Below are 22754 nucleotides of genomic sequence, written 5' to 3'. Positions count from 1 at the left end.
GCGTTCCGGCGCCGGTGCAAATCGACGCGGCGGTGGGAGCGGGCTCCGGTCTCAGGCGGGCTTGGCGGCGCGCAGCACGGCGCTCCCGTCCACGCTCAGCCCGACCGCCGTCAGGGCGGCTGCGAGCTCGGACGAGGTGCGCGACCAGGTGCGGACGTCGGCGTCGACGAGAGCGGACGACGACGGGACGACGAGCACCGCGCCGCCGGGGGCGACGAACCACTCCACCAGCCGCGCCCACTCCTCCAGGTCGGGGAGCCACGAGACGACGCCGGCGCTGCAGAGCACGACGTCGAACGAGTCGGGCTCCGGCAGCATGTGCCGCAGCTCGTAGAGGTTCGCGCAGACGAAGCGGGCGGAGCCGGCGAGGTCCCTATCCGCGGCGCCGGCGCGTGCTCGGCGCACGGCGGGCATCGAGAAGTCGACGCCCACCACGCGGGCGCTGCGCTCGGCGAGCTCGAGCGCGTCGAGCCCGTCGCCCGAGCCGAGCTGGAGGATCCTCGGCCCGGGGTCGAGGAGCGCCGCGGTGACGAGCTCCGGGTGGAGCGCACCCTCGCCGGTGCGCTCCTCCCAGTACGTGCGGTTCAGCTCGAGCCACTCCCCCGAGCGGAGGTGCTCGCCGCGGTCGACCTGCACCATGCGGGCTACTGGCCGCCCTCGGCCTGCAGCGCCCGCGAGAGCGCCTCGGTCAGCTGCTCGTCCGCCGCCGCGAAGGCGGTGAGGTCGCCCGCCTTGAGGGCGTTCTCGCGAGCCGTGAGTGCGTCCCGCGCGTCGTTCAGCGCCTGCTGCAGCGCCGTCTGGTCGCCCGTGGCCGGCGTGGAGCCGGTGCCGCCGGTCGTGCCGCCCGCGTCGCCTCCGGTGTCGCCGCCCGAGGTGCCGGTGCCGGCGTCCGGAGTCGTCGGCGTGCCGGTGTCGCCCGCGTCGGCTCCCGAGTCGCCGCCGAAGAGGCTGTCGAGGGCCGCGTCGAGGGTGTCCTCGAAGGCGATGTCGTCACCGAACGCGACCAGCACCTTCTGCAGGAGCGGGAAGCTCGTGTCTCCGTTGGAGCGCACGTAGATCGGCTGGACGTAGAGCAGGCCGCCGCCGACCGGCAGCGTGAGCAGGTTGCCCCTCGTGACGGTGGTGTCGCCGCGGGAGAGGATGTTCAGCTCGTTCGCGACCGTCGGGTCGGTGGTGAACGCGTTCTGCACCTGGCCGGGGCCGGGCACCGTGTCGTCCTTCGGCAGCTCGAGCAGGCGGAGCGTGCCGTAGCCGTCGGCCACGGAGCCCGCCGTCGAGCCGGCGTCGGAGTCGGCCACGAGGTAGCCGGTCAGCACGTTGCGGCTGGCCTGCGCGCCCTGGACGCTCGCCGGGATGTACGTCGAGTAGAGCGAGTACGACGGCACGTCCTGGTCCGGCGTCTGCAGCGTCAGGTAGTACGGCGGCTGCAGGCTGGTGCCGGTCGCGGCGGCCGTGGTCGCGGCTCCGCTGGTCGGGTCGTTCGGCGTCGCCCAGGCGTCCTCGCGGGAGTAGAAGGAGCCCGCGTCGGTCACGTGGTAGGTGCCGAGGACCGCGCGCTGGACCTTGAAGAGGTCCTCCGGGTACCGGACGTGGCTGAGCAGCTCACCCGACATGTCGCTCACGGGCTTCACCGTGGTCGGGAAGATCTTCTGCCAGGTCTGCAGGATCGGGTCCTCGGTGTCCCACGCGTAGAGCGTGACGCTGCCGTCGTACGCGTCGACGGTCGCCTTGACCGAGTTGCGGATGTAGTTGACGTCGTCGGTCGGGAACTGCTGCTGCGTGTTCGTGTCGGCGATCGCCTGCGAGAGGCTCTGCACCTCCGAGTACGGGTAGTCGGCCGAGGTGGTGTACCCGTCGACGACCCACTTCACGCGGCCGTCGACGACGGTCGGGTAGGCATCGGAGTCGAGCTTGAGGTACGGCGCGACCTTCTGGACGCGCTGCACGGGATCGCGGTCGTAGAGGATCTGCGAGTCGTCGTTCACGCCGTCCGAGAGGAAGATCTGCTCGGACTGGAACTTGATCGCGTAGACGAGCTTCTTGAAGACGTTGTCGAGAGCGGGGCCGCCCTCGCCGTCGAAGGTCGTGTAGGTCTGCTGCGCGCCGTCGGTGCCCGAGGGGTAGTCGAGCTCGATGTCGCGCGAGTCGTTGCCGCCCACGATCGAGTACGGCGGGGAGTTCTCGCCGAAGTAGATCCGCGGCTCGTAGTCGCCGAGGTCGCCCGTCGTCGGGACGCCGGACTCGATGAACACCGGCTCGCCGTCGGCCGATCGCTGGTTGCCGTACGCGGCGACCAGGCCGTAGCCGTGGGTGTAGACCAGTGTCTGGTTGTACCAGGTCTGGTTGGTGCCGAGGCCGTTGAGGTTCAGCTCGCGGACGCCGACCACGGCGTCCTGCGTCGATCCGTCGATGGAGTAGCGGTCGACGTCGAGCGCGTTCTGCGTGTCGCCGAACTTGTAGTACTGGCGGAACTGCTGCAGCTGCGAGAACGCGTCGGTGACGACGGCGGGGTCGAGGATGCGGATGTTCGCGGTGGTCTCGGCGTCCGAGCGCAGGGCGCCCGGCTCCGCGTCGGTGGTCGCGTCGTAGGGGATGACGTCGACGTCGCTGACGCCGTAGGCCTGGCGCGTCATGTCGATGTTGTTCTGGATGAAGGGCTGCTCGAGCGTGCGCTCGTTGGGCTCGACCTGGAACTTCTGCACGATCCACGGGTAGAGGGAGCCGACGAGCAGGCTCGACACGATCAGCAGCGCGGTGCCGATGACCGGGAAGCGCCAGCGGCCGATGAAGGCGGTGACGACGAAGAGGATCGCGACCAGCGCCGCGATGCCGGCCAGGATCTGCAGGCCCGGGATCGTCGCGTTGACGGTGGAGTAGGTGGCGCCGGTGATGCGGGGCCCCTGCTGCGCGAGCGTCGCGTACTGGTCGAGCCAGAGGCTGACCGCCTGCACGGCGAGGTAGAGGGCGGCGATGACCGCCAGCTGGATGCGCGAGGCCTTCGAGATGCGGATCTCGCGGCCGTTCACCCGGATCGCTCCGTAGAGGTAGCCGGTGGCGAGGGTCGCGAACGCCGAGATCAGCAGGACCGCCGACGCGAAGCCGACGATGCTCTGGTAGAAGGGCAGCTCGAAGAGGTAGAACGACGTGTCGAGGCCGAACTGCGGATCCGTGGTGCCCGAGGGCGTGCGGTTCCAGAAGGTGAGGCTCGTCTGCCAGCGGGTGGCGGAGGAGACGCCGGCGAAGAGGCCGAGCACCGCGGGGATCCCGAAGGTGGCCAGGCGCCGCAGCGGCTCCACGACCTGCTGGTAGCGGTCGATCTGCGAGTTGAGCTTCGCGTAGACCGGCCGGAGGCGGTACGCCAGCATCAGGCTGATGAACACCGGCACCGCCATGGCGACGAAGCCGATGACGAAGAGACCGCCCGCCGCCGCCCACTGCGTCGTGAGCACGGAGAGGAAGCCGAGCTGGTCGTACCAGAGGATGTCGGTGTACAGACCGGCGAAGACGAAGAACGCCACCACCAGGACGGCCACCACCACGACAGTGACGGCGAGGACGCTCCGTCTCTTCCGCGGCGGGGTTTCGGTTGCTGTGGAACTCACGTGAGGGCCTCTTGCTGTCGAGATGTGAGGGGAGGCCACCCATGCTATGCGACGGCTGTCCGGCTCACCTGGGCGTCGACCCGGGGTCGGCGGGCGGGATCAGTCGAGGGGAGCGGCGGTGCTGCAGTCCGGCAGCCCGGAGGTGTCGCCCGCGGCGATGCCCTTCAGTGCGGCGAGGGCGTCGTCGAGGGTCGAGACCGCGAGCACGTCGAGCCCGTCGGGGACGTGGCCGACGACCTCGTTGCAGTTGGTCGCGGGGGCGAGGAAGTACTCGGCTCCGGCGCCCTCCGCCCCGTAGAGCTTCTGGCGGATCCCGCCGATGGCGCCGACCTCGCCGGCCGCGTCGATCGTGCCGGTCCCGGCGACGCTCCGCCCGCCGTTGAGCTCGCCCTCGGTGAGCTTGTCGATGATCCCGAGGGCGAACATCATGCCCGCGCTCGGCCCGCCCACGTCGTCCAGCTGGATGTCGACCTCGAACGGGAAGTCGAAGGCCGCTCCGGGGAGAACGCCGATGACGGCGGCGCCGTTCGAGTCGCGCGGCGTGACCTCCACCTCCTGCCGGACGCCCTCGCGCTCGATGCTGACCTGCACCGGGGAGCCGGTGCCGAGGGTCTGCAGGGTCGCGCGCAGGGCGGTCGCGTCGGCGACAGGGGTGCCCGCGACCGCGAGGATCTCGTCCCCCGCCTCCAGGACGCCCTCGGCCGGGGAGCCCTCGGGCACCTGCACGACCGAGACGCGCTGCTCGACGGGGTAGCCGAGCTCGGTGAGCGCGGCGGCGATCGCCTCCTGCTGGGAGTCGGTCATCTCGGCCTGGTTCGCCTCGTCGCGCTCCTCGACCGTGGAGGAGGGAGGGAAGATCGCGTCGACCGGGACGACCGCCTTGGTCCTGTCGAACCAGGCGCTCGCGACCTCGACCCAGGTGGGCAGGCTCTGCGGGTTGCCGACGACCGACACGGTGAGCATGTCGAGCGTGCCGGCCGTGGGATAGGTGGTGCGGTCCGGGATCGAGATGAGGGGCACGTCCTTGCTGCTGCCCAGGGTGTCGAACACGGGGCCGGGCTGCTCGATCACGTAGGGGGCGGGCGCGACGCCCAGACCGACCACGACGGCGACACCCGAGAGGAGGACGACCGGTCCGACCCACGGGCGGCGCGGGGAGGAGGAGGGGCGCGGGTCGTCGGAGAACAGCGACACGGGGGCCTTTCTGGCAACGGGTGGAGCGGCTCCGCCGGGATGTTCGCGGCGGGCGGAAGCGGGCTGGGCCCGAGCGGTGCTCTGCACGCCGAGGCCCCGGGCGCTCGGGCTAACGTAGCTTGAACGACTGGGAGTCGCGCCGGAACCGGCGCCCTGTGCAGGGCCGCGGAGGCGGTGCGGCGACCGGATTCACGTGAGCGACGGAGGGCTGATCCCGATGGCCGATGGCGACAGTGCGGACCGAGCGGGCGGCGGCTCCGAGGACGAGTTCCGGGAGATGCTGCGGCAGTTCCTCTCGGGGAACGGCCCGGTCGACCCCTCGCAGCTCGCCGGAGCGGCGGGACTGCCGAACGACCCGGTGGCCCTGCAGAACCTGCTCTCGCAGCTGCAGAGCGCGATGCAGCAGAACGGCGACGGCGGCGTCAACTGGACGCTCTCGCTCGAGCAGGCGAAGCAGCTCGCGCGCGCCGAGTCCGCGCCGGTGTCCGACTCCGTGCGGGCTCCGATCGACGCGGCCTTCGGCGTCGCCGCGCTCTGGCTCGACGAGGTCGCGTACGTCTCCGAGCTGAGCCGCACGCCGCGCTCGATCAGCCGCCTCGAGTGGATCTCCCTGACGATGCCGGTCTGGACCCAGCTCGCCGAGCCGGTGGCGCTGAGCATCTCGGACGCGCTGACCCGCGTGCTCCGCGAGCAGGCCCCGGAGGAGATGCAGGCGATGATCGCCGGTGCCGAGGGCATGATGCGCGGGATCGGCGGCACCCTGTTCGCCCTGCAGCTGGGCCAGGTCGTCGGGCAGCTCGCCGCCGAGGTCGTCTCGGGCGGCGACATCGGCATCCCGCTGCTGGAGGAGAACGACGCGGCGATCCTGCCGCAGAACGTCGCCGCGTTCGGCGAGGGCCTCGACATCCCGCTGGACCAGGTGCAGCTGTACCTGGCGGTCCGCGAGCTCGCGCACGCCCGCCTCTTCCGGCACGGCAAGTGGCTCCGTCTCGCCCTCATCTCGCAGATCACCGACTTCGCGCGCGGGATCAGCATCGACACCACCCGCCTCGAGGAGCTGGCCGAGGGCTTCGACCCGTCGAACCCCGAGGAGCTCCGCGACGCGATGACCTCCGGCGCGCTCATCCCGCCGAAGACGGAGGAGCAGCTCGCCGCGCACGGCCGCCTCGAGACCGTCCTCGCCCTCATCGAGGGGTGGGTCGACGTCGTCACCGCGGCGGCGACCACTCGCCTGCCCAGCGCCGGGGCGATCGCCGAGACGGTCCGCCGCCGCCGCGCCTCCGGCGGGCCGGCCGAATCCGCCTTCGCCACCCTCGTCGGCCTGGAGCTGCGCCCGCGCCGCCTCCGCGAGGCCGCCGCGATGTGGCAGGCCGTGACCGACGCCGTCGGGCCCGAGGCCCGCGACTCCCTCTGGTCGCACCCCGACCTGCTCCCCGGCTCGGAGGACCTGGACGACCCGAGCGCGCTCGTCGCCCGGCTCACGGCCGAGGCCCGCGGCGAGACCCCGGAGCCCGACGAGATGGACCGCGCGCTGGAGGACCTGCTGAACGGCACGATGCCGCGCGAGGGCGACGGCGCCTCCGGAGACGCCCCGGACACGACCGACGACGACGGGTCGCCGGACGACGACGACCGCGGCTCCTCCCCCACGGGCGACCGCCCCGTCTGACCCCCGTCCGGCGCCCGCCTGTGGACAACTCGCGCGGCGCCGGGCCGGTCTCGGCCATGATCGCCGGATGGTGCTCCGGCTCGATCCCCGACTCCCCCTGCTCTGGCGCTCAGCGACCGCGGTGCAGCTCGGCCTCGACCGGCCGCACGCGGTCCTGGACGGCGTCGGCTACCCGGAGGAGCTGCTGCTCGACGCCCTCCGCGTGGGCACCAGCGCCGGCACCGTCCGCCTGATCGCGGCGCGCGCCGGAGCGAGCGAGGCGCGTGTCGACGAGGTGCTCGAGGCGCTCCGGCCGGTCCTGCTGCGCAGCGTCGAGCCCGGCCCTCCCCCGGCACCGCGGGTCGTCGTCGAGGGGACGGGCGCGGCACCGGACGCACTGCGCACGCTGCTCCGGAGCGAGGGCTGCTCGTTGCTCGCCGACGACGGGACGCCGGACCTCGCCGTGCTGATCGCCGACTTCGCGGTCGCCCCCGCCCGCGCCGCGCACTGGCTCGCGGCCGATGTGCCGCACCTGGCGGTGGTGTTCGGCGACGAATCGGTGCGCCTCGGACCCCTGGTGGAGCCGGGGTCCGGACCGTGCCTGCACTGCGCAGAGCGGGACCGGATGGACCTCGACCCGGATCGTGCGCGCCTCGTGATCCAGGTGCTCGGCCGCACGGCCCCCACCCGCACGCCGCTCGCGAGCGCCGCGATCGCCGTGGCGGCCGCCGACGCCGCGCTGCGGCGGCTGCTCGCGGGCTGGCGAGGGCTCCGCGGGGCCGAGCGGATCTACAGCGACGCCTCCGGAGCCTTCACCGTGCGGGAGCGGGAGCCGCACCCCGAGTGCGCGTGCCGAGCTCTTCGAGGAAGCGCGACGGCTCCCTCCGCGTGACGCGGCCGACCGTCGAGCGCGCCCACGAGAGGCGCAGGCGCCGGCGGGCCCGGGTGATGCCGACGTAGAGGAGGCGCCGCTCCTCGTCGATCGCCTCGAGGCCGGCGGCGTACGAGATCGGCAGCAGGCCCTCGGCGAGCCCCATCAGGTGCACCGACTCCCACTCGAGGCCCTTCGCCGAGTGCAGCGTGGCGAGGGTGACCGCGCCGCGGTCCGGCTCGTGGTGCACCTGCTGGCGTGCGATCAGGTCGTCGGTGAACTGGCGGAAGGTCCATCCGGCAGGGGCCTCGTCGACGAGGCGGGCCAGCGTGTCCAGCGACTCCCACCGGTCGCGCACCGCACCGGGCGCAGACGGGGGCTCGGCGCTCCAGCCGAGCGAGCGGAGGACGTCGCTCACCGACTTGAACAGCGGCTCGCCGCTGATCGACACGGACGCCGCGCGCAGCTGCATCACGGCCTGCTTCACCTCGGGCAGGTCGAAGAAGCGCTTGCCGCCGCGCATGTGCGCGCTCACTCCCCGCTCGTGCAGGGCGTGCTCGATGACCGCCGACTGGCTGTTGGTGCGGAAGAGGACCGCGATGTCGGAGGGGCGCACCCCCGCCTCGATGTCGGCCGCGACCCGCGCCGCGATCCCGCGCGCCTCCGCGATGTCGTCCGGGTAGGCGTCGATCGCGGGCTCCGGCGCCTCGGCGGCGGCGACGGCGTGGAGCGAGAGGGCGCCGGGCCTGCCCCGCATGAGGCGGTTCGCGGTCTGCACGATCGGCACGGCCGAGCGGTAGTTCTCCTCCAGGCGCACCACGGTGGCGGCCGGCCAGCGGGACGGGAAGTCGAGGAGGTAGTCGGCCCGCGCACCCGCGAAGGAGTAGATGGTCTGGCTGGCGTCGCCGACGACGCAGAGGTCGCTCCGGTCGCCGAGCCAGAGCTCCAGGAGCCGCTGCTGCAGCGGCGAGACGTCCTGGTACTCGTCGACGACGAAGAAGCGGTACTGCTCGCGCACCTGCATCGCCATCGCAGGCTCGGACTCGAGCATCCCGGCGGTCACGAGCAGGACGTCCTCGAAGTCGATCTGGCGGCGCTGGTCCTTCAGCCCCTCGTACTCGTCCACGAGCGCGACCGTCTGCTCCAGGGTGAGCCGTCCGGGCAGGGGGCGCGTGCGGGCGGCGACGGCGTACTGCTCGAGCGAGAGGGCGGACACCTTCCGCCACTCGATCTCGGCCGAGAGGTCGCGGAGCGTCGCCGTGTCGAGCTTCAGGCGGAGCCGCTCGGCCGCGTGCCCGAGCAGGCGCGCCTTGCCGTCGAGCAGCTGGGGCATCGTGCCCCCCACCAGCTGCGGCCAGAAGTAGCCGAGCTGCGAGAGGGCGGCGGCGTGGAAGGTGCGGGCCTGGACGCCGCCGGCGCCGAGCACCCGCAGGCGCGAGCGCAGCTCGGCCGCGGCGCGGCTGGTGAAGGTCAGGGCCATGACGCGACCGGGCGTGTAGACGCCGGTCGCCACTCCGTGCGCGATGCGGTGCGTGATCGTCCGGGTCTTGCCCGTGCCCGCTCCCGCGAGGACGCAGACCGGCCCCAGCAGCGCCTCCGCCGCCTCGCGCTGCCCCTCGTCGAGTCCGTCGAGCAGGGTCACGCGATCGGGCCGTTCTCCAGCTCGCCTCCGTACCAGTCCTCGATCATCGCGCGGGCGATCGACGAGCGGCCGGGCAGCAGCACGGACTCGAGCGAGTCGTGCAGCTGCTGCCGGGTGAACCAGCGCAGCTCGACGATCTCCTCGCCGTCCGGGAGCAGATCCTCCGGGGACTGGTCCTCGGCGAGGCGGGCGGTGAAGCCGACCATGAGGGAGGCGGGGAAGGGCCAGGGCTGCGAGCCGAGGTACTGCGGGTCGACGACGCGCATGCCCGACTCCTCGCCGATCTCGCGGATCACGGCGGCCTCGAGCGACTCGCCCGGCTCGACGAAGCCGGCGAGCAGGGAGAAGCGGCCGGTGCCCCACATCGCGTTCGAGCCGAGGAGGAGGCGGTCGTCCGCGTCGAGGACGCAGACGATGATCGCCGGATCCGTGCGCGGGAAGACCTGGCTGCCGTCGGTGGGCGAGCGGCGGACCCAGCCGCCCTGCTCGACGACGGTCGGGTCGCCGTTGCGGGGCGAGTAGCCGTGCGAGGCGTGCCAGTTCGCGATGGCGAGAGCCTCGGTGAACAGGCCCGCGTCGCGGTCGCTCAGGCGCTCGGCGATCGGGCGCAGGCCGCTCCACCGCTCCTCGTCGGGCTCGAGCTCGGCGGCGGCCGCGTCGGTGAGGACGGTCGCGATGACGGGGGTTCCGACCGGCTCGCCGGGGGCCTCGGCGAGCGTGCGGCCGAGGTAGATCCGGAGGGTGCCGGCGGTCACGTCCTCGGGGCGGCGCAGGAGGAGGCGGTCGGCCTCGACCAGGGTCCGGTCGTGGTGCAGGACGAGCACGCGGGTGGCGGGATCGGCGAGCAGCTCGTCGAAGAGCGCGGGCCGTGAGCGTCCGACGCCGTCGCGGTCGGCCGCCTGTCGCGAGAGCGGGAGGCGATCGGCGAAGGGCAGTGACATCCGGGGCTCATTTCGTGACGGGGGCCGCGAGGACCGCTGTCGCGGGCCTTCGACGGCATCGGCGGGACAGCGCGTGGCGGCGGGCCGGCCGGGCACGAGCCGCCTACCCTGGAAACCATGGCCAGATCCCATCTCACTCTAGCCGCGCTGGCCACCTCGGCCGTCGAGGGCCTCGACGTCCGCTCCGCGCGCCCCTTCACCTCCTCGACGCACGGCGACTTCGACTCCGCCCTGCTGACGACGCGCGAGGGCGCCCCCCTCGTCGTGCGCGTGCCCACGTCCGCGCTCGCGGAGCAGGAGCAGCTCGGCGACCTCGTCGCGCTCCGGGCGCTGACCGCCGGCATCCGCAGCCGCCTGCCCTTCGATCTGCAGGAGAGCGTCGGGCAGACGCCGTTCGACGGCACCCGCGCGGTCGTCTACGAGTACCTCGAGGGAGATCGCGTCCTCATCGACGACGTGGCCGCGCAGAGCGGGCTCGCGGACTCGATCGGCCGGGCCGTCGGGGCGATCCACTCGCTCCCGGTGTCGTTCGTCCAGGAGGCGGGCCTGCCGATCGCGACCGCGCGCGACAGCGTGAACGAGACGGTCGCGGTGATCGAGCGCGCGGCCGACACCGGCCACGTCCCGGCGGCGCTCGTCGCGCGCTGGGAGTCGGCCTCCTCCGACGAGGCGCTCTGGCAGTTCGACCCGACCGTGGTGAACGGCTCGATGACCGCCGACTCCTTCCTCCGCTCGGGCGACGTCGTCGCGGCCGTGCTCGGCTGGGCGGCGCTGCGGGTCGGCGACCCGGCGCGCGACCTGCACTGGCTGCTGAGCGCCCCGGGCTCGGAGACGGCGCTCTCCGCCTACTCCCGGATGCGCGCGGGAGCAGTGGACCGCACGATCCGCCAGCGCGCCCAGCTCTACGCCGAACTCGAACTCGCCCGCTGGCTGCTGCACGGCACCGAGACCGACGACTCCGCCATCGTGGACGACGCGGTCGCCATGCTCGACACGCTGGTCGACAGCGTGCTCGGCGACCTCTCCGCGCCCCTCTCGACCGACACCGGCCCGGTGCTGGAGGTCTCGGAGGTCGAGGAGCTGCTCAACCGCACGCCGGGAGCCCGCACGGGCTCCTCCGCTCACGGCCGCGGGCTCGCTCCCGTCGCCGAGGAGAGCGACTCCGCGAGCTCGCGCTCGGAGTAGAACCGCTCGGGCCGCAGCACGAGGTCGTCGGCGACGAAGTAGAACACGGCGTCGACGCTCTCGAGCGGCACCCCCCGCCAGCGCGAGTAGGCGAGCCGGTACAGCGCGAGCTGGAACTGCTTGAGCTCGAGGTCGGCGGGGTCCTTCGGCGCCCGCCCGGTCTTCCAGTCGACGATCTGCACGCCGTCCTCCGTCGGGTACACCGCGTCGAGCTTGCAGACGACGACGTGGCCTGCGAGCTGGAGGTGGATCTCGATCTCGACCGCCTCCGGGCGCCGGTCGGCCCACTCCGAGCGCTCGAAGGTGGCGATCAGGGCGTCGAGCCGCTCCTGCTCGACGCTCGCGGGGCCGGCGTCGTCGAGCTCGTCGGGGAAGGTGTCGACCGCCTCCGCCCCGCCCTGGACGCCGAAGCGGTTCTCGACCCAGGAGTGGAAAGTCGTGCCGAGCCGGGTCTGCCGGTAGGGGCGCTCCGGCATCGGCCGGCGCAGCTGCGCCGCGACCTCGTCCGGCGTGCTGACGATGTCCTTGAACCGGGAGGCGGGGATGCGGGTGGGCAGCGGCGTGCGCTCGCCCCCGGCCAGCCGCACCGCCCGCTCGGCGAGCAGCAGGCGGATGTCGTCGCCGCGCGCTCCGAGCAGAGCGGGCTCGGCGCTGCGGACCCGGGCGGCGGCGGCGCGGACCCGGTCGCCGCGGGAGCCGAGCGGATCGTGGGGCCAGCGGAACGTGCGCGGGGCCCGCTCGAGCGGGTTCTCCTCGTTCGCGGGCTCGGTCGGCAGCGGCGCGATCGTGCCGGCCTCCTCGAGGTCGCGGAGGAAGACGCCCGGTCCGCGCGGCTTGGCCTGGCCGGCCCACCACGAGCCGCTGAGCAGGAGGTGGTGACGCGCCCGCGTGACGGCCACGTAGGCGAGACGCCGCTCCTCCGCCTCGTTGCGCTCGCGGAGGGTGTCGCCGAACGCTCCGATCGCGTCGACGACCTCCTTCTGCGTGCTGCAGCCGCGCCAGGCGAGATCGGGGAGCTCGGCGGCGTCGCCGCGGAACGCGTAGGGCATCGCGCCCAGTCTGACCCACCCGCGGAAGCCCTCGACCGGCGTGCCGGGGAGCTCGCCGTCGACCATCCGCGGGACGGCGACGAGGTCCCACTCCAGACCCTTGGAGCCGTGGATCGTCAGCAGCTGCACCGTCCCCGGTTCCGGGTCCTCCGGTCGCGGGGCCAGGCCGTCGCGCTTGTCCGCGAGGACGAGCCAGCGGAGGAATCCGCGGAGGGAGGAGCCGGTGCCGGCGCCGCGGTCGTCCGTCTGCAGGTACCCGGCCACCGCCTCCCGGAAGGCCTCGAGGTTGGCGCGGCCGTCCCCGCGCGACTCGTTCGCCTCGACCTCGATGTCCAGGCCCAGCTCCTGCTCGACCAGGGTGACGAAGTCGAGGAGGTCGAGCCCGGCCCGGGCGCGCAGCCGGGCGAACAGGGTGCCCGCCTCGTGCAGGCGCCGCAGGCCCTCGGCGCTGAACCCGCCGAGCGCGGAGTGGTCGATCCGCCCGTCGTCGCCGGGGCGGCGCGCCGCGATGAAGTCGAGGGCCTCGACGATCGAGCCGCCCTCGCCCTCGGTGACGGACGCGCGCATCCGCTCGCGCACCTCCTCCGGGAGCAGCCGGTGGGCGTGGTCGCGCGCCGCGAGCCACGAGGCGAGGTCGCGCAGCGCCTTGAGGTCGCGGACGCCCAGACGCCAGCGGGCGCCGGCCAGGAGGCGGACGAGCTCGCTGCCGGCGGCCGGGTCCTCGACCACGGTGAGCGCGGCGACGAGGTCGGCGATCTCGGGCTGCCGCAGCAGGCCCCCGATGCCGAGGATGTGGTACCGGACGCCGTGCTTCGCCAGCGCGGCGGCGAAGCGGTCCATGTGCGCGCGCACCCGGAAGAGCACCGCGGCCGACGGCGGCTCGGCGTTCTCGCGCAGTTGCCCGGCGAACCAGGCGGCGACGTCGTCCGCCTCCTCCTCGATCGTCTCGGGGAAGGTGAGCTCGACCGGGTGCTCGGAGGCCTGAGGCCCCGCGCTCAGCGTGTCGACCGCGACCGCGCTCCCCGCCGACAGCGGCTCCACGATCGCGTTCGCGGCGGTCAGCACGCGGCGGCCGTTGCGCCAGCTCGTGCTGAGGGAGAAGCGGCCCGCTCCCCCGAAATCGGTGCCGAAGCGGCCGAGCCCCTCGGCGCTCGCACCGCGCCAGCCGTAGATCGACTGGTGCGGGTCGCCCACCGCCATCACTCCCTGCCCGGCGAAGAGCCGCGAGAGGAGGCGGGTCTGCAGCACGGAGGTGTCCTGGTACTCGTCGAGGAGCACCACCCGGTACCTCGCGCGGTGCTCGTCCACGATCCGCGGCACCCTGTCGACGATCCGCAGCGCGAGGGCCACCTGGTCCGAGAACTCGACGAAGCCGCGCTCGGCCTTCGCCTCCTGGAACCGCTCGGCGAGCGCCGTCAGCACCGGCAGCGCGCCCACGGCCTGCAGCGCCTTCTCGAGCTCGCGGTAGAGCCCCGAGCCGCTGCCTCCGCGCGGCAGCTCGCCCAGGCGGAGGAAGTCCTCGGCGAACGCGGCGACCGCGGCCGGATCGGCGAGGTTGTCGGCGAGGTCGTGCGCGAGCGAGACGACGAGGTCGGTCAGCCGGTCGATGCCCGCCTCCACCTCGAGGATGCGCGGATCGGCCGTGTCGGCCACGACTCCCCGCGCGAGATGCCAGGCGGAGGCCTCGGAGAGCACGGTCGCATCCCCCTCGCGGCCGATCAGGGCTGCGTTGTCGCGGAAGATCGTGTTCGCGAAGGCGTTGTAGGTCGAGACGGTGGCGGCCTCGAACGGGTCGGGCGCCGACTGCCCGGGCGCGAGCGGCAGCAGGCCCGCCGCGCCGAGCTGGTCGATCCTCCGCCCGATGCGCTCGCCGAGCTCGGCCGCCGCCTTGCGGGTGAAGGTGAGGCCGAGCACCTCCGACGGCGCCGCGTGGCCGTTCGCGAGGAGCCAGAGGACGCGGTTCGCCATCGTCTCGGTCTTGCCGCTGCCGGCACCGGCGACCACCAGGGCAGGCTCGAGCGGCGCCTCGATGACGGCGCGCTGCTCGGCGGTGGGCGGGCGCAGGTCGAGGCGCTCGGCGATGGTCAGGGCGTCGATCACGGCAGCTCCTCCTCGAGGACGGCGGAGGGGTCGGGGTCGGCGGGGCCGGAAGGATCGGCCGGCGCATCGGGACCCGGCTCCTCGGAGTCCTCCAGGTCCTCTGTCTCATCGACCTCGTCGATCGCCAGGAGTCCGTCCCCCGGGACCTCGGGCACCGCGTGGATGCGGTACCGCAGGGCGTCGCCGGGGGAGAACGGGGTCGCGTCGAGCAGGCCCGAGAAGCCCGCCGCCGCCATGCCCAGGGCCGCGGCGCGGACGCGATCGCGCAGCCGCTCCAGCTCCTCCTCGCCGAAGCGCTCCTGGACCACTTCGCGGTACGGCTTCCCGCGCACGCCCGTCGCCACGAAGAGCAGCTTCGCGCCTCCCCCGTCGGCCGGGTCGGCCGCCTCGATCGCCCCTTCGGCGACGGCGAGCTGATAGCTGCCCAGCTGCGCGTGCTCGGCGATGTCGTCCTTGCGGGGGGTGCTGCGGCCCGTCTTGAGATCGACGATCGTGACGGAGCCGTCGGCCGCGCGCTCGACGCGGTCGATCGAGCCCCGCACCCGGGCGGGCGGGACGTCGAGCTCGAACTGCTGCTCGCGGCCGAGCACCACGCCTCCCCCGCGCTCGAAGTCGGCGAGGTAGCCCGCGAGGCCGTCGATCAGCCGCCGTGTGACGCGCTTCTGCCGCTCCCCCAGCCAGGGCGACTCGAAGACCAGCTCGGGCCACCGCGACTCGAGAGCCGCCCACAGCTCCTGCGGATCGGGCCGCTCGGCGTTCTCGAGGACCCAGTGCACGAGGGTGCCGACCCCCATCGCCGTGCTCGTCGTGGAGCCGGAGACGGCGTCGACGAACCAGTCCAGAGGGGACCGCTCGAAGGCCTCGAGGCGGCTCGGCGAGACGGAGACGGGACGCTCGGGGTCGCCGACGTCGAAGAGCGGCTCCGTGGTCGAGGGCTCGAGCACCCCGGACCAGGAGGAGGGGTCGGCGCCCGGGACCTCCGCGAGCGCCAGGGCGCTGAGCCCTCGGATGGCGGCGGGAGCCTCGGTCGAGTCCGGCGTGGTGGCGGTCCGGCGCAGCGCCGCCACCGCCCCGCGCAGCGTGAGCGGCACTGCGGAGGCCGGATCGAGCCGCGGCGCGTCCGGCGGAGTGAGCCGGAAGAAGAGGGAGGGCGTCTCGTCCTCGCCCGCGACGGCGCTGAGCACCAGCTGCCGCCGAGCGCGCGAGGCGGCCAGTACGAACATCCGGAGCTCGTCGTCGAGAGTGGCCTTGCGGGCGTCGAGCGGCAGTCCGCCCTCGCCGCGGGCGTGCCGCAGCAGGCCGTCCGGATCGAGCAGCGAGCCGCGCTGGCGGAGGTTGGGCCAGACGCCGTCCTGCAGCCGCGCCACCACCACGACGTCGAACTCCAGGCCGACGACCGAGGAGGGCGTGCCGATGAGGACCGCGTCCTCGACGGAGCGCGGAGCGAGAGTGTCCTCGGGCACCTCCGCCTCGAGGATCTCGGTGACGAAGCCGATCGCGGAGTGCCCGGTCGCCCGCTCCACGAACCGGCGCGCGGCGCTGAAGAGGGCGACCACGCCGTCGAGGTTGCGGTTGGCCTCGGCGGCGGTCAGGCCGGTGCCGAGGGCGAGCTCGCGCCAGGCGGACGCGACGCGGCTGGACTCCCACGCCGACCACAGGAGCTCCTCGATCGAGCCCCCCTCCTCGTGCAGGCGGCGGACCCGGTCGATCGTCACGGCCAGCCGCTCGGCCTGCCGGGCGGGAGCGGAGTCGATGGTCGCGAATCGGCCGGGCGCTGCGAGGGCCTCGACCAGCAGCGGGTCGCTCGCGCGGATGCCGCCGCCGGCCAGCTCCTCCGCCCGGAGCGCGAGCCGGAGCCTGCGCAGCCCCAGCCGGTCGACCCCGCCGAAAGGGCCGAGCAGCAGCTCCGCCGCGAGTTCCGCATCGAGGGGCCGCTCGCCGATCGCGACGCCGACCAGCACGAGCAGCGCCCGGGCCGCGTGATCGTCGCGCAGCGCCCGTCCGGCGAGCACGGAGCGGGTCGGCACCTCCGCCACCGCGAGCGCCTTCACCAGCGGCTGGACCGCGGCTCCGGAGCGGACGACGACCGCCATCCGCCGCCACGGCACTCCGTCGCGCAGCCGCCGCTCGCGCAGCAGCCGCGCCACCGTCGCCGCCTCCCGCGCCGCCGTCGGGGCGTGCAGCACCAGGACGGGCGCCGGGCCCGCCTCGGGGGCCGGAGCCGCGACCGCCGCCCGCTGCCGGCCGGCCGCCGCGGTGCCGATCCGCTCGGTGGCCGCCGACACGACCGCCCGCAGCGCGGCCGAGTGGCGGTGCACGCGCGCGAGCACCAGAGTCTCGACGTCGGACGCGCCGATGCTCGCGGCGAACCGGCCGAGCGTGTCGGAGGCCGCGCCGCGGTAGGCGCTGGTCGCCACGTCCGGGTCGCCCAGCGCGATCACGGTCACCCCGCGCTCCGTCAGCGCCCGCAGCAGCACGAGCGTCGACTCGCTCGCCTCCTGGAGGTCGTCGACGACGACGAGACGCAGCGCGTCGATCCGCTCGCCGCCCTCGCCCGCGCGGATCGCCTCGGCCGCGTAGGCCGCGAACTCCGCCGCGTCCAGGCGGGTCCCCGCCTGGGGCGCCATCCACTCGACCACCTCGCGCAGCTCGTCGAGCACGTCGGCCGCCGCGCTCCACTCGCCGCGCTCGGCGTCGACCCCGAGGGCGCGGATCGCGTCCGAGTCGAGCCCGTGCTCGGTCGCCCGCATCCCGAACTCGCGGAGCTCGGTCCGGAAGGTCCGCAGCCGCAGCACCTCGGGGCTGAACTCCTCCGGCCACCGCGGGCCGGTCCCCTCCTCGAGGTGGCCCTCGACGAGCTCCGAGAGGAGGGCGTCCTGCTCGCCGCCGGTCAGGAGGGTCGGCCGCTCGAGGCCGCGCTCCTTGGCGGAGGAGGTGACCGCCTCGAACGCGAGCGAGGTCGCGGTCCGGGCGAGCGGGCCCCGGGTCGGCACTCCCAGCCGCAGGGCGAGCACGTCGCGCAGGGCGGTGGCGGCGGTGCGGCTGGCCGCGAGCACCACGACCGACGCGGGCGGGTACCCCCGCTCGAGGACGCGCCCGGCGACCAGCTCGACGACCGTCGTGGTCTTGCCCGTCCCCGGCGCCCCGAGCACGGCGGCGCTGCGGCCCTCGGGCAGCGCGAGCACCGCGCGCTGGGAGTCGTCCAGCACGACCGCGGGCTCGCCCGGGAGCGCCTCGCCGACGGAGGCTGCGGTGGAGGGAGCGGGGGTCGCGGGAGCGGTCACACGACCACGGTAGCCACCGGGTCCGACACTCCCGCCCGTCCCCGCCGGGAGCCCCGGCCGCCCGCTCCGCTCACCGCGAAACCGGCGCGGTCGTCCGAGCGCGGTCCCGTATCCTGACACCCTCGTCCCCTCCCGAAAGGCACTGCTGGTGGAAATCCGTATTGGAATGGTCAACACCCCGCGCGAGCTCAACTTCGAGTCGTCGATGTCCGTGACCGAGGTCGAGAAGACGGTGACCACCGCTCTCGAGGCCGGCACGGCCGTCCTCCGCCTCCGCGACGAGAAGGGCAAGATCTACATCGTCCCGACCGCCACCATCGCCTTCGTCGAGGTCGGCTCCGAGGAGTCGCGCCGCGTCGGCTTCGTCGCCTAGAGCGTCCCGGGCGGACACGTCGTGGAGCTCCTCTTCATCACCCTGTTCGGGGTCCTGATCGGTCTCGCCGCGCGCTACGGGCTGCCGCACCGGCACCTGCACGGCTCCGTGCTGGTCCCGGCGATCGGCGGCCTCGTCGCCGCAGTCGTCTGGGTCGCACTGACCTGGGCGGGCCTGCCGTGGGACGGCGGCCTGATCTGGGTCCTGTCCCTCGTCGCGACCGCCGTGGTCGTCGTCCCGGTCGGCCTCTCGCTCGGGCGCAGCCGCGCCCGCCGCGACGAGGCCTCCCTGCAGGCGATGCTCTCGGGACGCGTCGCCCCCTGATCCGAGCCGGAGGCGCGGGAGTCCTCGGACTTCCGCGCCTCCGTCGTTCCGGATTCCGGGGCAGTGCGACGCCGGGAACCGTCAGGCCGTAAGCCCCAGCGCGTCCATCCGGCGCGTGTGCGAGGCGATGAGCTCGGTGAACACCGGCTCGATCCGCGACTCGTCGGAGTCGTGGTTGCCCGAGCCCATCAGCGCGGAGCGCGCCACGAGGAGGGTGTCGCCCACCAGGCGGCGGCCCCAGACGGCCAGGCGCGAGCCCAGGCGCCCGTCCGCGGCGATCTCGCGGCGGAGGATCGCGATCACGCCGTCGACGCCCGTGTCCGCGCCGAGCGTCTGCGCGATGCGCGGCCCCACGTCGGTGGGCAGCCCGCCGGTGAGGCGGATGAAGAAGTCGTCGAGCAGGCCCGCCGTGATGTACGCCGAGAGCAGCGTCTCGTGGAGGTCCGCGCCGCGGGTGAGCCGCTCGAAGGTGTCGATCGCGGGGCGGAACGGCGCCATGGCCTCGCCGGGCTCCACGTCGCGGCGGCGCAGCTCGGCGACGACGGCGTGGTGCTTCGCGAGAGCCGTGCCGGCGGCGGAGGAGATGGCCTCCTTGTCCGCGAGGTCGTCGGTCTCGGCGACGGCGCGCGCCAGCACCTCGAACACCGCGAGCTGGAGGTAGGCGACCTGGCCGAGATAGGGCAGCACCTCGGGGGTGAGGTCGGCGAGGTCGACGCGGTCGCGCTTCTGGCTCGACTCCCCGCGGGGCGTCAGGCGGGGCACCTCGAGCAGGGGACGTCGACGTCGGAACCAGGCAGCCATTTCCTCAGCATAGGGCGCCGGAGGAGCGGGGTTCCGGGGCCGGCGGGGCCGGGAGCAGTAGACTCGCCGGGATGTCACCGGCGCTGGATCGGTGACCCTGCGCCCGGAGTCGTACAGGGGCGTAGACCGTTCGACACGACAGGCGCTTCACTCCGTGACTTTCTCCGATCTGAACATCGACGACGACATCGTCGCCGCACTCGCCGCCAAGGGCATCCTCGAGCCGTTCCCCATCCAGGAGCAGACGATCCCCCTGGCCCTGCAGAAGCAGGACATCATCGGCCAGGCCAAGACCGGCACCGGCAAGACCTTCGGCTTCGGCCTCCCCCTCATCCAGGCCCTCGGCACCGACCCGGAGCCGGGCGTCAAGGCGCTCATCGTCGTCCCGACCCGCGAGCTCGCCGTGCAGGTCACCGAGGACATCGAGCTGGCCGCCTCCAACCGGCCGACCAAGATCGTCTCGATCTACGGCGGCAAGGCCTACGAGGGCCAGATCGAGCAGCTGAAGGCCGGCGCGCAGATCGTCGTCGGCACCCCCGGCCGGCTCCTCGACCTCGCCGGGCAGCGCCTGCTCTCGCTCGCCAACGTGCAGGTGATGGTCCTCGACGAGGCCGACAAGATGCTCGACCTGGGCTTCCTCTCGGACATCGAGAAGCTGTTCGCGCAGACGCCGCCCACCCGCCACACCATGCTCTTCTCGGCGACGATGCCGGGCGCGATCGTCGCGCTCGCGCGCCGCTTCATGAACAAGCCCATCCACATCCGCGCGACCGACCCCGACGAGGGCATCACGCAGGCGAACATCAAGCACATCGTCTACCGGGCGCACTCGCTCGACAAGGACGAGGTCATCGCGCGCATCCTGCAGTCCGAGGGCCGCGGCAAGACCGTCATCTTCACCCGCACGAAGCGCGCCGCGGCCCGCATCGTCGAGGAGCTCAACGACCGCGGCTTCAACGCGGCGGCCGTGCACGGAGACCTCAACCAGGAGCAGCGCGAGCGCGCGATGGCGGCGTTCAAGGCCGGCAAGAAGGACATCCTGATCGCCACCGACGTCGCCGCGCGCGGCATCGACGTGAACGACGTCACCCACGTGATCAACCACACGATCCCGGACGACGACCAGACCTACCTGCACCGCGTCGGCCGCACCGGGCGCGCGGGCAAGACCGGCATCGCGGTGACCTTCGTCGACTGGGAGGACCTGCACAAGTGGGCCCTCATCAACCGGGCGCTGGAGTTCGGCCAGCCCGACCCGGTCGAGACCTACTCGTCGTCGCCGCACCTCTACACCGACCTCGACATCCCCGCGGGGACCAAGGGACGGCTGAAGCCGACCCCGATCCCCGCCGAGGCGAAGGCCGACGCGCGCCCGGACCGGGGCGAGCGCTCCGACCGCGGCGAGCGCTCCGAGCGGGGCGACCGGCCGCCGCGTCGCCGCACCCGCTCCGACTCCGCCGACTCGACCGCTCCGCAGCAGACCGGCCCCGCTCCCTCGAGCGAGAGCAAGGAGCACCACGACGGCAACAGCGAGCCGCGCCGCCGCACCCGGTCGCGCCGCCGCTCCCCGCGCCCCGACGCGCAGGCCTGAGCCTCCGCGCCCCGAGCCCGTCCCCCCGCGATCCGTCGCGGGAGGGCGGGCTCTCGGCGTCTCAGCGGCTCTCCCGCGACTCAGCGGGGTCCCCACGCGACTCAGCGGCTCTCCGCCCCTCAGCGGTCACGGTGATCCGGCGGCTCTCCGCCTGTCAGCGGCTCTCCGCGACTCAGCGGGCGGAGGAGCGGATCGCGTCGACGGTCGCGCGCGCGGTCGTGTTCTCGCCCAGGCGGTTGGGCTTGCCCGTGCCGTGGTAGTCGCTCGAGCCCGTGGTGACGAGCGAGTACTGCTCGGCGAGCTCGCGCAGGCGGCGCTTGCCGTCGGCCGTGTTCTCGCGGTGCTCGACCTCGAGGCCGAACAGGCCGGCGTCGACGAGCTGCGGGAGGATCGACTCGACCGCGATCCCTCGGGCGCTCGCGGCCGGGTGCGCGATGACCGGGACCCCGCCCGCCGCGCGGACCAGGCGCACGGCGTCGACCGGGTCGGGCGCGTAGTGCGGGCGGTAGTAGCCGCCGCGCCAGTCGAGGATCCCCGCGAAGGCCGCGGAGCGGTCGGTGGCCAGGCCGCGGGCGACGAGCGCGTCGGCGATGTGCGGACGCCCGATGGTCGTGCCCGGGCTGGTCTGGGCGAGGACGTCGTCCCAGGTGAGGTCGTAGTCGGCCGCGATCGCGGTGACGATCGCCTCCGCGCGGTGCGTGCGGGCCGAGCGGATGCGCGCGGTCTCGGCCACGAGCCCCGGATCCGCCGGATCGACGAGGTACGCGAGGACGTGGACGCTGGCCCAGCCGACGCGGGAGGAGAGCTCCATGCCGGGCAGCAGGTCGATGCCCGCCTCCTCGGCCGCGGCGAGCGCCTCGGCCCAGCCGCCGGTCGTGTCGTGGTCGGTGAGCGCCACTCCGGCGAGCCCGGCCGCGGCCGCGGCCCGCACCAGGACGGCCGGAGCCTCGGTGCCGTCGGAGACGACGGAGTGGGTGTGGAGGTCGTAACGGCCCCCGTCGACATGCATGCGCTCATCGTAGACGCGCCGCCTGCGAGCCCTCCGATGCCCTAGTAGCCTGGGCGGCGATGGGGACGAGACTGGTGAAGACCGCGGTGGCGGTGATCGTGGCGATCGCTCTGCTGGTGGTCGCGGCGCCCGGCTTCTTCGGGATCGCCCGGGAGGCCCCCTTCGCCCAGCTGGTGCCGTTCCGGCTCGCGACGGGCGCGGCGGCCGTCGGGCTCGCCGCTGTCCTGGTCGTGATCGCGGTCCTCGTCGCTCCGGTCAGGCGCCTCGCGCTGGCCCTCGCGGCGCTCGGCGTCGTCTTCGCGCTCGTGCTCGCGGGAGTGCAGGGAGCGCGGGGCTACGACTCCGCCGCTCCGCGCGCCCACCGCCTCGCCGACGTGCGCCTCGCGACCTGGAACGTGCTGCACGACGGCGTGCCCGTCGACACGATCGCCTCGCTCGCCCGGGAGAGCGCGGTCGACGGCATCGCCCTCCTCGAGGTCTCGCAGACGCACGCGCAGGACGTCGTGAACGCGCTCAGCGCCCAGGGGATGTCGATGACCCTCCACTACGCCGGGTCGGGCGCCGACGACGGGGCGGCCCTGCTGCTCTCCCCCTCGCTCGGCGGCTACAGCGTCGACACCGCCGCGGTCGTCACCGGATCGACACCGTCCCTCGTCGCACGCCCCGACACTCCCGAGCGCCCCGTCCTCGCCGCGGTGCACACCATGGCGCCGATCCCCTCGCGCCTCGCGGAGTGGCGGAGCGATCTGCTCTCGGTCTCCGCGCTCTGCTCCGCGGAGGAGGACGTCGTGGTCCTCGGCGATCTGAACTCCACGGTCGACCACTGGACCGGGCTGCCGGGCTCGGCCATGCTGGGCGGCTGCCGCGACGCGGGGACCGTCGCGGGCGGCGCCGCCCTGGGCACCTGGCCGTCCTCGGTCCCGCCCGCGCTCGGCGCCCCGATCGACCACGTCCTCTTCTCCGGACGCTGGGAGGTCTCGGGCTACCAGGTCGTCGACGACCGCGACGCCGGGAGCGACCACCGGCCGCTGGTCGTCCAGCTCTCGGTCCGCGGGATGGTGAAGGACGCGTCCTGACGTTCCTCCCCGACGCCGACTCCCCGTCCTCCTCCCCCGCCCGGCCCGTGGCGGCCCCCGCGGC

General features: G+C 73.9%; 16 protein-coding genes. 7 read left to right on the top strand and 9 right to left on the bottom strand.

Annotated features, from left to right (window positions below; genetic code table 11):
- Positions 1-51 precede the first annotated feature (51 nt).
- From C5C57_RS05950 to C5C57_RS05940, 3 genes are all read right to left on the bottom strand, one after another.
- On the bottom strand, positions 52-639 hold the full coding sequence (locus C5C57_RS05950; protein ID WP_104247826.1) for a class I SAM-dependent methyltransferase: 588 nt from the start codon (positions 637-639) through the stop codon (positions 52-54).
- A 5-nt stretch (positions 640-644) separates the two neighbouring features.
- Positions 645-3602: a UPF0182 family protein gene (locus C5C57_RS05945; protein ID WP_181027225.1), complete on the bottom strand. Its 2958-nt coding sequence runs from the start codon at positions 3600-3602 to the stop codon at positions 645-647.
- A 99-nt stretch (positions 3603-3701) separates the two neighbouring features.
- Entirely contained in the window at positions 3702-4796 is a 1095-nt protein-coding gene (locus C5C57_RS05940) for a PDZ domain-containing protein (protein ID WP_104233183.1), read from the bottom strand.
- 217 nt (positions 4797-5013) lie between these two features.
- Between C5C57_RS05940 and C5C57_RS05935 the strand changes: the two genes are divergently transcribed.
- Complete coding sequence (locus C5C57_RS05935; RefSeq protein WP_104247839.1) at positions 5014-6465, top strand: zinc-dependent metalloprotease; 1452 nt, start codon at positions 5014-5016, stop codon at positions 6463-6465.
- A 67-nt stretch (positions 6466-6532) separates the two neighbouring features.
- On the top strand, positions 6533-7336 hold the full coding sequence (locus tag C5C57_RS05930; protein ID WP_104247825.1) for a hypothetical protein: 804 nt from the start codon (positions 6533-6535) through the stop codon (positions 7334-7336).
- Here the strand turns inward: C5C57_RS05930 and C5C57_RS05925 are convergent.
- Both C5C57_RS05925 and nudC read right to left on the bottom strand, forming a co-directional pair.
- Positions 7257-8993, bottom strand: a complete 1737-nt coding sequence (locus C5C57_RS05925; protein ID WP_374953597.1) for an ATP-dependent helicase — start codon at positions 8991-8993, stop codon at positions 7257-7259. The genes C5C57_RS05930 and C5C57_RS05925 overlap by 80 nt on opposite strands.
- Positions 8954-9898: an NAD(+) diphosphatase gene (gene nudC / locus C5C57_RS05920; protein WP_104233180.1), complete on the bottom strand. Its 945-nt coding sequence runs from the start codon at positions 9896-9898 to the stop codon at positions 8954-8956. The genes C5C57_RS05925 and nudC overlap by 40 nt, the downstream gene beginning before the upstream one ends.
- A 117-nt stretch (positions 9899-10015) precedes the next feature.
- On the opposite strand from nudC, the gene C5C57_RS05915 reads away from it, so the two are divergent.
- Entirely contained in the window at positions 10016-11083 is a 1068-nt protein-coding gene (locus C5C57_RS05915; protein WP_104287977.1) for a phosphotransferase, read from the top strand.
- On the opposite strand, the gene C5C57_RS05910 is transcribed toward C5C57_RS05915, so the two are convergent.
- A complete protein-coding gene (locus C5C57_RS05910; protein WP_104297433.1) occupies positions 11020-14232 on the bottom strand; it encodes an ATP-dependent DNA helicase in 3213 nt (1070 codons plus the stop codon). The two genes, C5C57_RS05915 and C5C57_RS05910, sit on opposite strands and share 64 nt — an antisense overlap.
- Positions 14229-17516: an ATP-dependent DNA helicase gene (locus tag C5C57_RS05905; protein WP_104297432.1), complete on the bottom strand. Its 3288-nt coding sequence runs from the start codon at positions 17514-17516 to the stop codon at positions 14229-14231. The genes C5C57_RS05910 and C5C57_RS05905 overlap by 4 nt, the downstream gene beginning before the upstream one ends.
- A 148-nt stretch (positions 17517-17664) precedes the next feature.
- Between C5C57_RS05905 and C5C57_RS05900 the strand changes: the two genes are divergently transcribed.
- Together C5C57_RS05900 and C5C57_RS05895 are read left to right on the top strand one after the other, a co-directional pair.
- Positions 17665-17889: a DUF3107 domain-containing protein gene (locus tag C5C57_RS05900; protein ID WP_104224841.1), complete on the top strand. Its 225-nt coding sequence runs from the start codon at positions 17665-17667 to the stop codon at positions 17887-17889.
- 21 nt (positions 17890-17910) lie between these two features.
- The gene (locus C5C57_RS05895) at positions 17911-18213 is read left to right on the top strand and encodes a hypothetical protein (RefSeq protein WP_104226942.1); all 303 of its coding nucleotides are present in this window, start codon (positions 17911-17913) and stop codon (positions 18211-18213) included.
- Positions 18214-18294: 81 nt separating this feature from the next.
- Here C5C57_RS05895 and C5C57_RS05890 read toward each other — a convergent pair whose 3' ends face one another.
- Positions 18295-19014 (bottom strand): ferritin-like fold-containing protein, encoded by a 720-nt coding sequence (locus tag C5C57_RS05890; protein WP_104261755.1) that lies wholly within the window; start codon positions 19012-19014, stop codon positions 18295-18297.
- Positions 19015-19168: 154 nt separating this feature from the next.
- On the opposite strand from C5C57_RS05890, the gene C5C57_RS05885 reads away from it, so the two are divergent.
- Positions 19169-20605: a DEAD/DEAH box helicase gene (locus tag C5C57_RS05885; protein WP_104224844.1), complete on the top strand. Its 1437-nt coding sequence runs from the start codon at positions 19169-19171 to the stop codon at positions 20603-20605.
- Positions 20606-20777: 172 nt separating this feature from the next.
- Here C5C57_RS05885 and C5C57_RS05880 read toward each other — a convergent pair whose 3' ends face one another.
- Positions 20778-21614 (bottom strand): PHP domain-containing protein, encoded by an 837-nt coding sequence (locus C5C57_RS05880; RefSeq protein ID WP_104224845.1) that lies wholly within the window; start codon positions 21612-21614, stop codon positions 20778-20780.
- A gap of 59 nt (positions 21615-21673) precedes the next feature.
- Here C5C57_RS05880 and C5C57_RS05875 point away from each other — a divergent pair, with 59 nt between their 5' ends.
- Positions 21674-22690, top strand: a complete 1017-nt coding sequence (locus tag C5C57_RS05875; protein WP_146082383.1) for an endonuclease/exonuclease/phosphatase family protein — start codon at positions 21674-21676, stop codon at positions 22688-22690.
- Positions 22691-22754 lie beyond the last annotated feature (64 nt).

It is taken from the genome of Rathayibacter sp. AY1C5 (assembly GCF_002931705.1).
GTDB lineage: Bacteria > Actinomycetota > Actinomycetes > Actinomycetales > Microbacteriaceae > Rathayibacter.
Note: the sequence above shows the minus strand (reverse complement) of the source record. Positions and strands in the feature narration are given on the sequence as shown.

Coding starts and splice junctions, on each gene's coding strand:
- C5C57_RS05950 (WP_104247826.1), bottom strand. CDS start 639: ATGGTGCAGGTCGACCGCGGCGAGCACCTCCGCTCGGGGGAGTGGCTC.
- C5C57_RS05935 (WP_104247839.1), top strand. CDS start 5,014: ATGGCCGATGGCGACAGTGCGGACCGAGCGGGCGGCGGCTCCGAGGAC.
- C5C57_RS05930 (WP_104247825.1), top strand. CDS start 6,533: ATGGTGCTCCGGCTCGATCCCCGACTCCCCCTGCTCTGGCGCTCAGCG.
- nudC (WP_104233180.1), bottom strand. CDS start 9,898: ATGTCACTGCCCTTCGCCGATCGCCTCCCGCTCTCGCGACAGGCGGCC.
- C5C57_RS05915 (WP_104287977.1), top strand. CDS start 10,016: ATGGCCAGATCCCATCTCACTCTAGCCGCGCTGGCCACCTCGGCCGTC.
- C5C57_RS05890 (WP_104261755.1), bottom strand. CDS start 19,014: ATGGCTGCCTGGTTCCGACGTCGACGTCCCCTGCTCGAGGTGCCCCGC.
- C5C57_RS05880 (WP_104224845.1), bottom strand. CDS start 21,614: ATGCATGTCGACGGGGGCCGTTACGACCTCCACACCCACTCCGTCGTC.
- C5C57_RS05875 (WP_146082383.1), top strand. CDS start 21,674: ATGGGGACGAGACTGGTGAAGACCGCGGTGGCGGTGATCGTGGCGATC.